This is a genomic window from Pseudomonas sp. LARHCG127, from assembly GCF_052871455.1.
Map to the genome: position 1 here is coordinate 327,544 of NZ_JBIXJT010000002.1, position 16,254 is coordinate 343,797.

At 60.1% G+C, this 16,254-nt stretch carries 12 protein-coding genes and 1 pseudogene; all 13 read right to left on the reverse strand.

Features of this window, described 5'->3' with window-relative positions:
• Window positions 1–32 precede the first annotated feature (32 nt).
• The 13 genes and pseudogenes from ACIPQ1_RS04920 to tssE all read right to left on the reverse strand — a co-directional run bounded on the left by ACIPQ1_RS04920 (window position 33) and on the right by tssE (window position 16,248).
• Window positions 33–965: a serine/threonine-protein kinase gene (locus tag ACIPQ1_RS04920; RefSeq protein ID WP_250962931.1), complete on the reverse strand. Its 933-nt coding sequence runs from the start codon at window positions 963–965 to the stop codon at window positions 33–35.
• Entirely contained in the window at window positions 962–1,687 is a 726-nt protein-coding gene (locus tag ACIPQ1_RS04925; protein ID WP_250962930.1) for a PP2C family protein-serine/threonine phosphatase, read from the reverse strand. Before ACIPQ1_RS04925 ends, ACIPQ1_RS04920 begins: the two co-directional genes overlap by 4 nt.
• The gene (gene tssM, locus ACIPQ1_RS04930; protein WP_446533679.1) at window positions 1,687–5,160 is read right to left on the reverse strand and encodes a type VI secretion system membrane subunit TssM; all 3,474 of its coding nucleotides are present in this window, start codon (window positions 5,158–5,160) and stop codon (window positions 1,687–1,689) included. The genes ACIPQ1_RS04925 and tssM overlap by 1 nt, the downstream gene beginning before the upstream one ends.
• A 13-nt stretch (window positions 5,161–5,173) precedes the next feature.
• Window positions 5,174–6,037 (reverse strand): type IVB secretion system protein IcmH/DotU, encoded by an 864-nt coding sequence (gene icmH / locus ACIPQ1_RS04935; protein ID WP_250962928.1) that lies wholly within the window; start codon window positions 6,035–6,037, stop codon window positions 5,174–5,176.
• 5 nt (window positions 6,038–6,042) lie between these two features.
• Complete coding sequence (gene tssK, locus ACIPQ1_RS04940; protein ID WP_250962927.1) at window positions 6,043–7,374, reverse strand: type VI secretion system baseplate subunit TssK; 1,332 nt, start codon at window positions 7,372–7,374, stop codon at window positions 6,043–6,045.
• Complete coding sequence (gene tssJ, locus ACIPQ1_RS04945; protein WP_250962926.1) at window positions 7,371–7,874, reverse strand: type VI secretion system lipoprotein TssJ; 504 nt, start codon at window positions 7,872–7,874, stop codon at window positions 7,371–7,373. The genes tssK and tssJ overlap by 4 nt, the downstream gene beginning before the upstream one ends.
• Before the next feature lie 59 nt (window positions 7,875–7,933).
• Window positions 7,934–8,725 (reverse strand): annotated as a pseudogene (gene tagH / locus ACIPQ1_RS04950) (type VI secretion system-associated FHA domain protein TagH); the annotation flags it as partial.
• A gap of 20 nt (window positions 8,726–8,745) precedes the next feature.
• On the reverse strand, window positions 8,746–8,886 hold the full coding sequence (locus tag ACIPQ1_RS04955; protein WP_186709547.1) for a type VI secretion protein: 141 nt from the start codon (window positions 8,884–8,886) through the stop codon (window positions 8,746–8,748).
• A 61-nt stretch (window positions 8,887–8,947) separates the two neighbouring features.
• Window positions 8,948–10,468 (reverse strand): sigma-54 interaction domain-containing protein, encoded by a 1,521-nt coding sequence (locus ACIPQ1_RS04960; protein ID WP_446533680.1) that lies wholly within the window; start codon window positions 10,466–10,468, stop codon window positions 8,948–8,950.
• Between the two features lies 1 nt (window position 10,469).
• Complete coding sequence (gene tssH, locus ACIPQ1_RS04965; RefSeq protein WP_446533681.1) at window positions 10,470–13,064, reverse strand: type VI secretion system ATPase TssH; 2,595 nt, start codon at window positions 13,062–13,064, stop codon at window positions 10,470–10,472.
• A gap of 11 nt (window positions 13,065–13,075) precedes the next feature.
• On the reverse strand, window positions 13,076–14,080 hold the full coding sequence (gene tssG, locus ACIPQ1_RS04970; protein WP_446533682.1) for a type VI secretion system baseplate subunit TssG: 1,005 nt from the start codon (window positions 14,078–14,080) through the stop codon (window positions 13,076–13,078).
• Window positions 14,044–15,831, reverse strand: coding sequence for a type VI secretion system baseplate subunit TssF (tssF, locus tag ACIPQ1_RS04975; protein ID WP_446533683.1), 1,788 nt, complete (start codon window positions 15,829–15,831; stop codon window positions 14,044–14,046). The genes tssG and tssF overlap by 37 nt, the downstream gene beginning before the upstream one ends.
• Window positions 15,832–15,837: 6 nt before the next feature.
• Entirely contained in the window at window positions 15,838–16,248 is a 411-nt protein-coding gene (tssE, locus tag ACIPQ1_RS04980; protein ID WP_250962921.1) for a type VI secretion system baseplate subunit TssE, read from the reverse strand.
• Window positions 16,249–16,254: the final 6 nt, after the last annotated feature.

The following is a 16,254-nucleotide window of genomic DNA, read 5'->3' on the forward strand; positions in this document are numbered from 1 at the left end:
CCGGGTAGGTGACCAGATGCCATGCATCCCCTTTACCACCAGAAAGACACATCCCTTAAGGCATCACGCAATCGAACCGCACTAACACGCCGCTGCCCCGGCTCAAACGCCAACGCCGTTCGCAGTGCCGGCCAGCAACGCCTGGGCAGGTTTTGCGGAGCCTTGAGCCCGCGATCCAACCGGGTATCGCGAGCCTGGGTGGCGGGCAGGCGTCGGAACGGGTGTTTGCCGCTCGCCAGTTCATACAACACGCAAGCCACACCATAGACATCGGCACTCGCAGATAGGGGCGCACCTTCAAGCAGTTCAGGCGCCGCGTACCCAGGGGTCCAGGCGTTGAGGCGTTCACGGTTCAGGTTCGGCAGGTGCTGCGAAGGCCCTTCCTCGGCCAGGCCCAAGCCAAAATCGAACAGGCGCAGGCCTTCTTCGCTCAACATGATGTTGCTGGGCTTCATATCGCCGTGCAGTACGCCACGTCCATGGGCATACGCCAGGGCATCGAGCAGCGGCACGGCGATCGCCTTCAGTTCGGGCCAAGGCAGCCCCAGGGGACGTTCGCACAGCAATTGGTCCAGGGTCAGCCCGCGCATCAACTCCATGGTGATGAAAGCCCGTCGTTGGGCGGCATCCACTTCGAAGGTGTAGGGACGCAAGATATTCGGGTGGTGCAATCGCCGCATCAGGGCGAACTCGCTGTAGAGCAGCGCGCTCGCGTCGGCTGATTCGTCGAATGCTCCACTGAGCATTTTCAACGCAAGGTACGGATCAGGGTCGGCATATTGTTCATGCAATAAATCTCGCGCGCGGTAAACAACGCCCATGCCGCCCGCCCCCAGCAAGCGTTCGAGGCGATAGCGTCCTGCGAGTAGGTCCGGTAATTCGCTGAGGCAACGCTGACCGGATGCCACAGCGGGCACCGGGTTGGCAAAGGCGAAATACGTAGGATGGCCACCCTCTTCATTCACGCTCGGATCACTACAGCGGTCAGGTTATCCCGCGCCGGGCCACGCAAGACGACATCGAAAAGCTGCTCAAGGACCTTACATGGCGAAGCCAGGCTCAAGGCGTTGCCAAGGGCCCGTGCGCCAAAGCCCTGATACAGGCCGTCGCTACATAGCAGGAACGTATCGCCCGGGTGAACATCCAGTTCCAACACCTCCAACTTCAGTTCTGGCGCGGCGCCCACTGCGCGAGTCAACGCCTGGGCCGCAGGGTGAGCACCGGCCTCATCGCGGCTGATGTGTTGCGTGTCCATCAGTTGCTGTTGCAATGAGTGATCCTTGGTCAATTGGTACAACCGTCGACCGCGCCACAGGTAACAACGGCTATCGCCCGCCCAAATGCACACGCCGCGGTTCCCTTCCAGCAACAGCACCACCACCGTGCTGCCAGTAATGCCAGGATGATCGTCGGTGACGGTAAGTTCCTGGCTCAGCCGCCGATTGGTCCAGCGCAGGCATTGACGCACCGCTTTGGAACGTTGATCCAGGTCCTGGCAGACTGGCAGTTCCGTCAGGTTGGCCACGATCAACTGGCTGGCGATGTCACCGCCCGAGTGGCCGCCCATACCGTCAGCGACAGCCCATATTCCCCATTGTGGGCGGTCAAGAAAGGCATCCTCATTACGTGCCCGGGTCTTGCCGGGATGCGTACGCGCGGCGCTGCGCCAGGGGCCTGATTGTGGCATCAAAGCTGCGCCGGCAGACGGAATGTGCGCAGCACGCTCATGTCGAACGGGTTCGGTGTGCGCTGGCTCGTCAGCAAATAATTGGCACGCAGGCCACCCAAGTCCGCCTTCAACACGCGTACATCACGCCCGGTCAGGTATTCGCTCTGCATCAGGTCGAACAAACGAAACAGTGACCACGGCCCGGTATTTTTTTCCATGCCGACGCCGCGTCCGACCATTTTGTCCAGCACCAGGGCGGTTCGACCATCCTGCGCGTCACTTGGCCAGGTAAACGCCACCGGCAGGATCGGACCGTGGCGGTACTCAAGCGTCTGGTCGCCAAAGCGGAATTCAGCACGGCTCACCGCCGGATCCAACGTGTACGGTTCAAGCGTGAACTGCACTTGCGGTTCGTTCGGGTTATCGGCGAAAAAGCTCCGCCGGATGGCCTGCGCGGTCGCCATCTGATCCAGGTAGACACGGGACATCGGCAAGCTCTGGCCGTCGATGCTGCGCAGGCGATAGTTTCCTTCGGCGCCGCTGATGAAGGGCTGCATGTAATGGTTGAAGAATCGATCGACGATGCCCTGGTCCTTGAAAAATACCCGGAAGTCGTTGAGCGCAACGTCGCTGGCACTGTGGGCGCTGAACGGGTACCGCTTGTTGATCGCCTTGCCATAAAAGCTGTACAGCTCGCTCTGATACCGCTGGTTCAGGTAACGATAAGCGTCGTTGAGCACCAAACGCCAACTGTCCTCGGCCAGTACGTTGAACCACCCATTGACCGGTCGCGGCAGGCGAGCAGAGGCATTGCGCAGCTTGCTCAACGCATCGCGCTGGCCATCCATGCGGTGCCTGGCCAGTTCGAACGCTGCTTGTTCCGGCGCACTGGCCCGGGCCAGGTTCGCCAATTGCAATTGCACCTCATCGAGGGCACGCAAGGCCTGGACCAGATCAGCCGTGGGCCCACCCTCTTCATCCAATAGGCGATGCAGCGGTTCGAAACGCCTTCGCAAGGATTTTTGCGCAGTGTCCGGCAGATGCTCGGTCAGGGACGCAGCGGCTTTCCCCGCCACGGCGGCAAGTTTCTTATCGGCTGCTCCTTGCTTCCCTGCTGCTGGCGGCAGGTCGTCGAATACTTCGGCAACAGTCTGGAAGCGGGTGTTTTCGCGCACCTGTACCAGCAGCCGCAAAATCGGCGAATGAGCCGAGGTCAGGCCCGCAAGTTGCTCGGCGCCCTCGCCCGCATTGCTGATGGTCTGGAGGGCGACCTGGCCGACCGCCTCGCTCCAGTGGTCGGCATAATCACGAAAATACAGTTGCTCCAGCTCGACCATCAGGCGCCGCATGTCCATAGCACTAAGACTCTCACTCTCTCCCAGCACCCAGTTGTCCCGCAGCAGTTCGGTGACGAGGGTCGCACCTCGAACCGAAAAGTAGCGTTCATAACCTTGTCGGGTATAGATACCGGGAATCTCACGGTCAGTGCCGACCAGCAGCGCCCCTTGTGACCCCAGGTATGGGTTGAGTCGATATGGCGGCAGATGACTGGCCTGTTCATGCAGCATCCTGTACATGACGGCAGCCAAGGACTCACGGCGAAGGGCCTCCCGGGCCTGGGTCACCAGTGGCTCGTTGAGCACCTGAATGAAGGGCAGCTCCAACAGGCGCGCAAAGTGAGCATTCAAACGCTCTTGCAGCGCCGTGTTGCCGGGGTAACGAAGCGATCCGTCTTTGGCCACCCGATCCTTGAGCCAGGCGACATCGCGACGCTCTTTCAAGCCCAGCATCAAGTACGCGCGCAGGCTGTCGAGCAGTTGCCCGCGATCATCACGGTGTTTGCGGACATGTTCCTCCAGCCTCTTCGCGATTCTTGGCAATAGCTGCGCCTGCAATTCGCGCTCGTATGCGTCGGTCACCGCAGCCTTGGTCGCTTCACCCTGATACAGGCCGACACGCTCATGCAACGGCACCGCATTGTAGGGTGGGAAAACCCGAGTGGCCTCGAAGCGGATATCCAATGATTCGAGCGTCGCGGTCCAATCATCGGTGCTCGCCGGGGTCGATTGTTGCCGATCCCAGCGCTGCGCCAGCGTACGCAAGTTGTCCAAGCGATCGTGATTGATTGAAAAAGCGTTCGCCCACAACAGCCCGCACAGGCCAACGACCGTCAGCGCTCCCAGGTACAACGCCCGCTGCCCCCAATGAATACGACGGCGTTCACGCTGAACGAGGTCGCTCAGATCGGCTTCCGGAAAAATCACCCGACTGAGCAGGTGATGAATGAATCGCGAGCGCCGTCCAGGCGCGCTATGGCTGGGCCCCAAGCTTGAATTTACGGGCTCGGAGGTCGGGGCCGTCGAACGGTCCGGCGACGATGCGCAGGTCAGATAGAAACCACGCAACGTCCCGACATTGCCGCTGAATGCCTGCTCGGCCAGTAGGCTCAGGCTGGTGCCGAGTTGTCCAAGTTGGTGGGGGAAATCAAGCATGCGACTACGGCGCAACGTGTCGCGCTCCTGATGCATGCGCATGATCATTTGGCTGTTGAGCCGATGCAGCAGTGCCTCGAACTCAGCACGTAACACGGTGATGTCACTGCCGCGCGAGTTCCGGCTGAAACTCGCGCCCAGTACCTGGTCGTTTTCCTCGCGAGTCAGTGAATCAAAGAACTCGTTAAAACCGGGTACGCTGTCTGCTTTGCTCAGGATCAGGTAAATCGGGACATCGATGCGCAGTCGCCGTTGCAGTTCCTGCAGGCGACCACGAATCTGGCGGGCCAGTGTAGTGACTTCATCCTCGCTGCCCAGCAACAGGACCTCGGACGGCACGGTCACCAGCACACCGCCCAACGGACGACTGCGGCGACGCTTGCGCAACAGTTCGAGCAATACAGTCCAGCCGCTGCCGTCGAGCTCGCGGTCCGGTTGGGTCAGGTAGCGCCCGGCGGTATCGACCAGCACGGCGTGCTCGGCAAAATACCAATCGCAATGCCGAGTATCGGATCCGTTGCTGACAGCGCTTCGCGTTAGCCTATTGAACGAGAAATCCAGACCCGAGCACTCCAGCAGATGGGTTTTACCGCTGCCAGGCGGGCCTATCAGCAGATACCAGGGCAGATCGCTGCGGCCGGAATAAAGGTTCGAGGACCTTAACGTGATTAAGGCCTGCTTGAAGCGCGAGCGCACTTCGCGCCGCTCATCAACAATCCTGGCCTGATGCAGGGTTCGAGCCTGATCGGGGGCGTTTTGTTGGGAATTCGCCCTTGAACCGGCGCGCCCGTTGACGACAACCATGCCAAGGCCCCAGCCCAGCGCAAGCACGGCGACAGTCAGCAGTCGCGCCGTCGGGCTCGCCCAGAACTTGTAGTCATTGACGGCCAGAAGTGGCCCGGCGAACCACACCAACAGCGCGACACTAAGCATCAGCAGCAGCGTCCAAACCCAGGTCTGGCGTACCCAGGCACTGATTTTCCTGAAAAGCGATTTCATGACACGTCCCTGTTTACGGCAGCGGCTGAGCGGCGACCGGTTCTGACAGTTGATAAGGTTGCAATACGCTTTTGCGTTGCTCATCCAATACCCAGGCGAAACTCGCGTACATCACCCCCAGGCAGGCCAGCGTGAAAGCCGCGACCATCCAAATCGGGACAATGCGCATCGGACGGCGTCGCGCGCCGCCGAAGCCCTCCCAGTGAGGTGACAGTTCACGTGGGGTGTCGCCGCGGGTCTGGCGAATCAACCGATACAGGGCGTCACGCAGGCTTTCGAGTTCAAGCATCCCGCGGGTCTGAATCCGGTATTTGCCTTCGAAGCCCAGGGATAGGCACAAGTACAACAACTCCAGCATGGGCAAGTGCTTGAGGGGGTTCTTCGATAAGCGCTCAAGCAATTGAAAGACTTTCTCGCCACCAAAGGTTTCGTTGTGGAAGGTGCTGAGCAAACTTATCTGTGACCAACCGCCCCCGTGACCCCACGGCGTGGTGACAATCGCCTCATCAATCGCAGTGCACAACACGTAACGCGCGGCGATCAACTGACTGCTTTCAACACCGCCCTGCAAGGCACAGGTTTCGAACTGTTCCAGGCTCCGCTTCAGTTCCCCTTTAAGGGCGTGCAGGTCCTCGCGTTCACGACCGTGCTTGAGCTGAACCATGTGCGACAGCAATCCGGACGCCGCCGCAACCAGCGGATTGAGGCTGACCGTGAACGTCTGGGGCTGCGGCAGGTGCGCGGCGTAGATCATTCGCTCTTGCAACTGTTCGAAACGTGGCGGCGGGGCAGCGTCCGTCAAAGGCACTGAAGCAGTGCGTTGTCCATGTTGGTCGAGCAGGACCGTTGTTTCATCCTGAAGATGTTCCTTATCCATTTGGTTCAGTTCCTGATGGCCCAGAAATTCAATTCAAGCTCGGCGAAATCACCGCTGACATGGAATGCAAAACCTGCGGAGCGCTTCAGTTGCGCCAGGTCTTCGGCGTTGGGCTCGAGAATGAAATAGGTTTTGTTGGCATGGAACGCGATCTGCCGCGGGGCCACGGGCAGAGGCCTTATCTTGATGCCGGGCAGATGCAGGTTGACCAATTGGCGGATGTGCTCCACCGAACCGACCTTGAGGTGCGCCGGCAATCGATGGCGCAGCTCTTCGCTGTCACAGTGGGCACTTGCCGCCAGCACGAATGAAGCGGTGTCCAGCAGCGACAGGTCCTGCACCGGCGAGACGATGATTCCGTATTGGCGCGGCTGCAGCGGCAGTTCGATAGCGTGTTGCTCGAGCACCATCGACAGGACCTGGCGAATCGCTTGCATCAGGCTTCGAAAACATGCGCCTTGGTCGCTGTGCTGGTAGCGGTTGTTGAGCGTTGGTCGCTTGCTGTCACTGGAGAACGTTGCCAAGTCACCCAGCAGCGCCAGTAGCGTTCGGTACAGCGTTTCGGGGTGCACCTGCTCCAGATCCAGGTCATGACGCAGCAACAGTTCGTTGCGGTTGATCAGTTGCAACATCATGAAATCGCCGACTTGCGCACCACCGGCCTTGCCATTGGAGCGGATCCGCTCAGCCAGGGTGTCGCCTCGATGGGCAAGCATGCCGATGATTTCCTTGAGACACGACAGCAAGTAGTGGGAAGCGCGAGCCTGGATGAAGGTCGGTACAAAGTTCGGATCGAGCCTGATCACCCCATCGGCCGTGGTATCGAGCACTTCACAGAGCTTGAGCTTCACGAACGCATGATCACTCTGCCGCTCGCCCAACAGCAGGCGCAAGTCCGGACGACCGCAACTGATTTGGCTCCCTCCGGCCTCTCCGGCGTTGGAGTCGCTCACCTGCGCGTCGTAGACGGTGTAGCGCGCCAACACGTCAGACTGCTCTGGACGACGGGACTCGATGTGATTACCGGTCACCAATGGCAGCGCAAGGTAAATCGGGGTATTGCGGGTATTGGACGGTACTTCCAAGGCCAGCGGCTCGGCGTTGCCACCCAGTTCGAAAAGGCTGCCATCCGGCAGGACCCCGCTGGCCTGGCTGACCACCAGTTGCCCCATGTTGAGGAATTGCAGATCGATCTCAAGCGCCAGGAAGCCCCAGGCGTAGCTGGCCAGCAACCGGGTGCGAACCTTCAACTGATGGTCGAAGTAGCGATCGTTGTGTTGCAAATGTTGGGGGCGCAACAGCATGCCTTCCTGCCAGATGACCTTGTCGTGATTCATCGGTCAGCCACCTTGGCCAGTCGCTCAAGCGTGTTGGCGATCCCCTTCTGGTCGAGGGTCAGGCTTGCTTCGGTCAACTGTGCCGCAGCCACTGGCAGCGTATAGCGCCAGCGGGCGTGTGGCAGGTCACGGTACGCCGCGAGCAGGCCGACGTAACGGCCATCCCCGGTGATACCGAGCCTGAGCTCGACGGTTTCGCCCGGACGTAGCTCCAACTCCTCGCTGGCAACCAGATCAGGGGCCAGTGTTCCCCTCGGACGCTCATAGAGGCTGAAGAAATCGGCATTTTCAAAAGCCACCGGATGCTTGAGTTCGAACAACCGCACCACCACCGGCGATGGCCGGCCATTGAGATCAGGGTTGAGTCGATCATTGGCCGTCAGGGTGAGGTTGAGCTTGGTCATCGTCGAAAAGGGCGACAACGTGGTGCAACCGGCAAGCAGCAGAGTCGTGGCGAGCGCAATCAAAATCTTGGGTAGGTGCATCGTGCAGTGCAGCATGGACATCATCCGTGGTGGTCGATTTGCAGGCTGGCAATCAAGCGAACCTGCTCTTCATAGGTCTGGGCCAGGCGCAGTTCGCTTTTCAGCCCCGAGTGAATACGCAGGCTCTGTTGCAAGCCCTGGATGCTTTGCTTGAGCAGCAGCGCGGCGTTGATCGCCAAGGCTTCGCGGGCCGTGCCGTCCAGGCTTTCGAGATCTATGCCCAAGGCCGTACCGAAGCGCTGCCAAAAGCCGTCGTGGGGGTGGCCAATAGTTTCGGTGGGCTGGATGGGGGCGGGCCCTGGTTCGACTGGCGCTCCGACCAGCTCCGGCAAGAGCAGGCTTTCCATGTCGATACGCGCATAATCCGGCCGCCCAAGGGCATCCGGCGGGACGGTCGCAGGATTTATCGGCTCATCGATGTCCAGCAAGGCCCGGTCCTGCTGATCCAACGCCTTCAGCGGATCGAGCTCCAGAAAGGCGTCGTCGGGAATGAGACTGTCGATCGGCCTCGGGCGGCTCGCTTCGGCAGGCTTGTCCGCCGGCCCGGAGACCAGCCGTGCGAGGATCTCGAAATCGCCCATAATGTAGGCATTCCCATCCAGTATGGGTATCGGCTCGCCCCTGGGCAGGCGCACGCCGCTTTCGCGATGGGTCGTACCATTACCACTGGTGTCGGTCAGGAAAAATGCGCCGTCACGAAAGCTGACCTGCGCGTGACGCTTGGACAACAGGCGCTCGCGGTCAGGAATGAGCCAGTGGCAGCCCTCGCCCCGCCCGATCACGCCGCCGGTCGGCCCGAAGGTCTTTCGGCACAGCCGTGACGGGACGAACTGGCTGGCGTTGAGCATTTCAAAAACAAGTTCCATCTATCAAAAGCTCCTTGGCATCACTTGCCGCGATTGACCGCCTGCGGATCACCCAGAGGGCGATAACCACTGTCGTTGAATTTGTAATTGGCGTTACAACCGCCCAGGGCCAATGACACGAGAATCGCCGACAGGACGGCTCGCCAGGGAAAGACAGGCATGAAGAAGTCTCCAGAATGAAAGGATCGGGCTGGAACGGTTACGAATAACGCGAAGAAAGGGTCAATCATTGAAATCACCGCGCTGGACGTTCAGACGCGCGAGGCGATAGATCAAGGTGCGCAGCGGCAGGCCGAGCTCGCGGGCGGCGCGGGTCTTGTTGCCCGAGTTCTCGCGCAAGCAATCGATCAGCAAACCACGTTCGATCTGCTCCATCCGCTCACGCAGGTTGATGCGGCCGCGCTCGGAAGGGGTCTCGATGTGCAATGCAAAGTGCTCGATGAGCAGTTCACCGCCCTCGCACAGGAGCACAGCCCTTTCCACGACGCTCTTGAGTTCCCGCACGTTCCCCGGGAAGCCGTAGGCCGACAGGTGATCGAGCGCCGCGTCTGACCAACACACCGGATCACGCTGCAGCAGCGTGCAAGCTTTGTCGGCAAAATGCCGCGCCAGTTCGATGATGTCGCCGTCGCGCTGACGCAACGCCGGTAGCTGGATCGGAAACTGTGCGAGACGGTAATACAGGTCTTCGCGGAACTTGCCCTCCTCCATCAATTGCTTAAGGTCGCGATGAGTCGCGGCAACGATGCGTACATCGACGTGATGGGTGTCGTTGGACCCCAAAGGACGAATTTCGCCCTCCTGCAACACTCGCAGCAACTTGGCTTGCAGGGACAACGGCATATCGCCAATTTCGTCCAGCAACAGCGTGCCGCCGTTAGCCACGTCGAACAGCCCGGCACGGTCTCGATCGGCACCGGTGAACGCCCCTCTGCGATAGCCGAAAAGCTCACTCTCCAGCAAATTCTCGGGGACCGCCGCACAGTTCTGCACGATAAACGCCTTGGATCGACGCGGACCGTGGTCATGGAGGGCCCGGGCCACCACCTCCTTGCCGGTACCGGTTTCGCCCCGCAGCAAGACGGTATAGGGACTGTGCAGGACCTTACTGATCAATGAGCAGGTCTTGCGCATGGCCATGCTCTTGCCGATCAGGCCGTAGCTGATGCCGCTCGGCAGGCTTGAGGTAACAGGTGCCTCGGCCGGACGGTGCAGACGCTGCAGCAGATGCATCTGGCCAAGGGCGAAGGCCCCGAGATGCCCCAGGGATTCAGCGACGCCATGCAAGTCGAGATGCTGAGCACTGGCACACAACAACAAGCCACCGACGCTACTCTGCGGGTCAACCAGGGGAACACAAAGCAGTGACTGCCAAGGTGTGGCCCGGGCTGGCAGGAAGCGGGTTTCGTGAACGCTGTCGCTCAACGACCCGAGGCACACCACACGATTCTGGCCCAGGGAGAATTGCAACAATTGCTCAGCCTGATAATCGGAAGGCAGGCTTTGCGGCTCACGAAAATGCAATTGGCCTTCCAGGCATTCGGTGTTCATTTCCAGGCGTGTACCGGTGGCGTCGAGCAGGTACAACTGCACCAGCTCACAACCGCTGAGCCGCGACACACCCTGGATGAAATTCCCCACCAACGCCTCACCTTCCGTCAACAGCGAGAGGTTGGAAAACTGCGCCAAGAGCGCTTCGGCATAGTCCAGTGGCTGCGAGAGTTTTTTGAACAGAGCGCCCATTTCAAGAGAACTCGCACGCGACACTGGCTTCACCCTTGAGCACCGCGCGCACATGCCGTAGCGGTTCGCCGCCGGCCATGGCCGCGAGCAAGCGATCGGCAACCAGCGGCATCAGGTGCTGGTCAAGCAATTGACCAATCAGCCGCGCTCCACGGTCATTACGACTGCAGCGCTCAACCAGATGGCTCACGAGGTGCTCGCAATAACTGAAGCCCAACTGACGTCGACGCAACCGCTCGCCCAGGCGGTCGAGTTTGATTTCCACCAGTTCACGCAGCACAGGCCCGCTGACCGGGTAATACGGCACCACGCGCATGCGGGCCAGCAGCGCTGGCTTGAAATGGTTGCTGAGGATCAGGCGAATGGATTCCTCAAGGCGCTCGGCACTTGGTCGTGCGCCGTTTTCGCACAGCTCGTCGATACGTTCACTGCCCAGGTTCGATGTCATCAGAATCAGGGTGTTGCGAAAATCGATTTCCCGTCCTTCCCCATCATTGGCCAGGCCTTTGTCGAAGATCTGGTAGAACAGGTTCAATACATCCGGGTCGGCTTTTTCGACCTCATCGAGCAACACCACGCTGTAGGGTTTTTGCCGCACAGCTTCGGTGAGCATGCCGCCCTCGCCAAAACCGACGTAGCCCGGCGGCGCTCCGATCAGTCGGGAAACGGTATGTTTCTCCTGGAACTCGGTCATGTTGATCGTTGTGAGGAAACGCTCACCGCCATAGAGCAGGTCGGCCAAGGCATGTGCTGTTTCAGTCTTGCCGACGCCACTGGGGCCCACCAACAAAAATACGCCTATCGGGGCGTCGGGTTTGTTCAAGCCTGCGGCGGCGGCGCGCATCGCGCGATCAAGCGCCTGTACGGCCGGTTCCTGGCCACGAATACGTGCACGCAGGTCTGTGGCGAAACTGGCCACTTTCAGATTGTGCTCGCGCGCCAGTTGCGCCAGCGGTACACCGGTCCAGGCATGAATCACTTCGGCGACCAGTCGCGGGCAAACTTCAAAGCTGACCAGGCGCTCCTGGGTTTGTGCGGCCACCAGCGAGTCGTGTGTTTCATGCACGGCCGCTTCCAGCGCCTCGATACCGTGGGCTTGATCCTCCGCGCTTTCCCGCGCCCTGGCCAATTGCTGACGCAGCGACAGCAAACGTTCCGCGAGGATACGTTGCTCGGTCCATTGGATTTCCAGCGTGTGACTCTCGTCTTCGATGGCTGCCAGACGTACCTCCAGCGCCTCCAGGGCCTGAAGATCAACCGACAGGCCAGCCTCTGCGTCGCGACGCAGCGCCTGGCGTTGGCGCGCGCCTTCGGCCAACTCACCACGTAGTCGCTCCAGGCTCTGTGGGGCTGCGGCCAAGCTGATCCGCACGCGAGCGCAGGCGGTGTCGAGCACGTCCACGGCCTTGTCCGGCAACTGACGACCGGCCAGGTAGCGGGCCGACAATTGCGCTGCCGTGACCACCGCGTCATCGCGCAGGTAGACGCCATGACTGTTTTCGTAGACCCGGGCCAGGCCACGCAGTATGGTCACTGCCTCGCTGACGGTCGGCTCGTGCAATTGCACCGCTTGGAAACGACGGGCCAGGGCCGGGTCTTTCTCAAAATACTTTTTATACTCAGTCCAGGTGGTAGCCGCGATGGTACGCAGCTCGCCCCGGGCCAAGGCAGGCTTGAGCAGGTTGGCCGCATCGGTGCCCCCGGCGTGGTTACCCGCGCCGATCAAGGTATGGGCCTCGTCGATGAACAGGATGATGGGTTTTGGCGAAGCCTTGACCTCGTCGATCACCCCCTTGAGACGACGCTCGAATTCTCCTTTGATGCTGGCGCCAGCCTGCAGCAGCCCCATATCCAGTGAAAGCAATTCAACGCCTTGAAGCACCGACGGAACCTCCCCGGCGGCGATGCGCAACGCCAGCCCTTCGACGATGGCGGTCTTGCCCACCCCTGCTTCACCGACGACGATTGGATTGTTTTTGCGGCGACGAACGAGGATATCGATCATCTGCCTGATTTCGCCGTCGCGACAGAGCACCGGGTCGAGTTGGCCTTCGCGAGCCTGTCGACTCAGGTCATGGGTAAAGCGCGACAGCAGCGAGCCGTGCGACGTGATGGACTGGCCGGCAACCGGTTGCGCCTGTTGCGCCTGTTGCGCCAGGGCGAACGCTTTCAGCCGATCAATGTTCAATCGGTTAAGCAGCGCCAGATAAGCACTCCCCGCGTAGCGAAGCGGGTTTCGCAGCAACGCCAGGAGCAACGCTGCTTGTCCGACGTCGCTGCGGCCGAGTTCGAGATTGGCCACCAGCAGCGCATCCTGCAACCACTGCACCAGTTCCGGAGCGAATACCGGGTTGCGCGAAGCGCTGTGCCCTATCCGCGGTTGCAGGGCCGCGCTCAACTCGCTGGCACTGACCTGGACATCCTGCAAGGCGCGCGCCAGCAGACTCTGGGGTCGTTCCAGCAGACTCAGCATCAAGTCTTCCACCAGGACCTTGTCCGCGCCATAGGCTACGCAATGCTCGGCCGAGCGCTCCAGGTCACGCCTGGTTTCGGCATCCAATGCCTGGATCAGTTGCTGAAGGTCTACGTTGATCATGTCATCCATTCCTAATGAATTTTTCTACCAAGGGTCACCACGCCATCAGCGCGCTCGTGTCCCAGCCAACTGGTCCATCCCAGGCGGCAGGTGTTCTGCTCTCCGATGCATAACTCACGAATCGCCTGCTGGCGCAGGACCAGGCGAATGTCATATTCGAGGGGATCACGCAGGGTGAATTGCACCAGCGCGCACAACGGTCGGTAGCCGTTTCCGACGGGCAGGAATTCGTGGAAACGCTGCCAGTCCAGCTCGTAGATATGGATCCGGAACTTGCCGCTGCGGTCGCGCACCCGCTCGCCAATCACCAGGTCTTGGCCGAGCAGACTGTTGGCGGTCCCCAGGCGATTACGCTGTTCGTCAAGAATGTCCACACGCCGCTCGATGCACTGTTCGAGGTTCAGTTCGACGTGCTTGAAGTAGTAACGCAGTACGGCCTCGATCAACGCCGCCGAATGGGCACGCAGGCTCAGCAAGCCGAGGTACGGCAGGAGACGCTTCCAGTTCAGTTGGCTGGCCTTGCGAATCTCTTCGCCCCCCAAACCGATCAGTGCGTACAACTGTTCGGAAAACGGGTCTCGGGCACCGCTCTGAAAACTTGCGCAGTAACGGTACTTGCGCCAGATCGGCAGCATCAGCCGTTGGAGACGATGGTGAAAGACATCGAGAAAGTCGCGTGTCGGATTGCCGTTTTCCTCTCCTACCGCCTGCTCACCGTAGAACGCCGGCAACGGCGAACCCGCACCCACCAGGCTGATCAGGTTCAAGCGAAGACGCGCCCGCACCTGGCCGTGTTCTTCAAAAAACTCCACACGATCAATGTCGCTGGACGGGAAACCCAGGCTTGGGTTGGCCTGGAACTCCAACCGGTCATACAGCGCTTCATCGTCCAAACCAGGATGAGCCTCGCGCAGCCGATCAATGACCAGCAACACGGCCTGGAATAACGAGTACTCGCGTATCCCTTGCGTCAGCACGTTTATAGCAGCGGCTGTTGGCCCATGCGGGGTGTCCATTGGTACACCTCTCCTTGTGTGCTGTTCACCCGCAACTCGTGGTACGAATTGAGGCTGGCATACAACGCGAAAAACTCGTTGAGGACCGAAGCGAAGACGAACAGGTCGCCCTCGCCGATGTAACCCAGCGGGTCGATGGTCAGTTCAGTGCGCAGGCCACGCACTGGCAAGCCCCGGTGCAAGCGGTCGACAGCCTCGTGCCGGATTGACTTGAGTCCATTGAGCAAACGCTTGCTGACTTTCTCTGCCTGTTCGTCGTGGTAACGCGGAAAATCGTAGGTTTCGAGAATCACCTTGAGCGCATTGACGTCGGCCAGCGACAGATAGTTGAGTGACATGTTGCTGATCAACTTCCAGAGGAAGTCGCGGTTGAGTGGCGGCGCGAAACTTGGCGTGACCGGACCGATGTTGCGGAAACTCAGCCCCTCGGGGCTTTTTTCGCTGGGTTGATCGATGTCCCCGGGCTTGAGCTGGCGCGGCAGGTTCCGGTTGGTGCACATCAATTCGATCGACAGGGTTTCATGAGGGTGAGCGTGCCGGACGCCAAAGCCCAGGCAGGTGTCCAGACCGTCGTGCATCATGGAAGGCCGCTGGCGAACGCTGTAGTAGGGGCGGCTGTGGGGCACATCGAAGCTTGAATCGTGCTCGAAGGATTCGAACGGCACATAGGCCTGATAACCCAGGCCTCCGGGACTCCAGCCGGTGACGCTTTCGACCGAAAACACGCCGCAGTGCTCCTGGTCGTAATCAGCTGGCAACAGCAGATACTCATCTTGTTTGCTGTCCAGGCGGATCGGGTGGGCGTCATGCTTGAACAGATTGACGATCGGCGTGCAGTACAGCTTTATGTTATCCAGCGTCGGGCGCATTCGCTGGATACCACTTTTGCCAATATCGAAGCGCAGCTCCAAGCCTCGTATCTGCTCGATGTTGCCATGCGGCAAGGTGTTGATCACGTCCAGGCCATTGATATCGACGAACAGGAACTTGTCCTGGAAAGCGAAATATTCTTGCAGGTAGCGATAGCCACGAAAGGTATTCAGCGGGTACGGGACCAGCGCTTCCTCCTCGGCAAACCCGACCGGCTGTACCCCGTCAGCGGGGAGCCTGAACGTCGTCGGGCTGCCATCTGCCGTCCGTAGGGCCTCGCTGGTACCGTCCAACGGGATCAGCTCGATACCTTCAAGATTACGCAGCAGGCTGAGATAGAGCATCTGGCTGATGTAGCGTTCGCCAGTCAAATGCAGGCGTAAGCGGCTCAGTTGCAGCTCGCCCAAATGACCGTCGCAACGCATCTGCAGATGCAAACTCAACAGCGACCCCTCCCCTTTTACCGAATAACTCAGCTGGGTCAGATCAAGCGCGAGTACGTCGGTGGGGTAACAGGTAAGGAAACGACAACGCACCTGCTGGACCGGCTTGCTTTCGACCGGCGTATCGCGCTCGACCCGAAACGCGGGCCCAGATCGCTGCAGCGGATCGAACTGCAAAATGCCGAAGGCTGGCAATGGCCGCATGTAGTTCGGCCACAACAGTTGCATCAGCGAATGACTCAGCTCCGGCAACTGGTCGTCGAGCTTCTGGCGCAGCCGCCCGGTCAGGAATGCAAACCCCTCCAGTAGCCGCTCTACATCCGGGTCCCGTCCGGCCTGCCCGAGAAAGGGTGCCAATGCCGGGTTGCGCTCGGCGAAACATCGACCCAACTGGCGGAGCGCCGTCAGTTCGCTCTGGTAGTAATGATTGAACGACATCAGTGGCTATCCTTGTCTGACCTTGACCTGACCGCTGCCGTCCAGGCGCGCGGAAAAACTGACCTGTCGCCTGGTCCCGTCCACATCCAGTAACGCGTCGATGCGCAAGGACAGGCGAAGTTGATCGGCGTTGCTCGGCATTAAAACGACACAGACATCGCGCAAACGTGGTTCGTAGGCCTTGATGAAGGTCTCGATTGCCTTGCGGGCTTGGCTCCCGACATCGTGCAGGCTAAAGCGCATGTCATTGAGATCCGGCAGTCCATAATCCGCGAGTGTCTGCACGCTACCTGCCCGCGTACTGAGCATCTTGGCCAGATGCGCAGCAACGGATGTGACAACGCAAACCTCGCGGCTCAAACCCCTGCGCTTTTCAGAATCACTAGCCAGTCGTTCGAAAAGACTGCCGTAAGTCATGGGTGC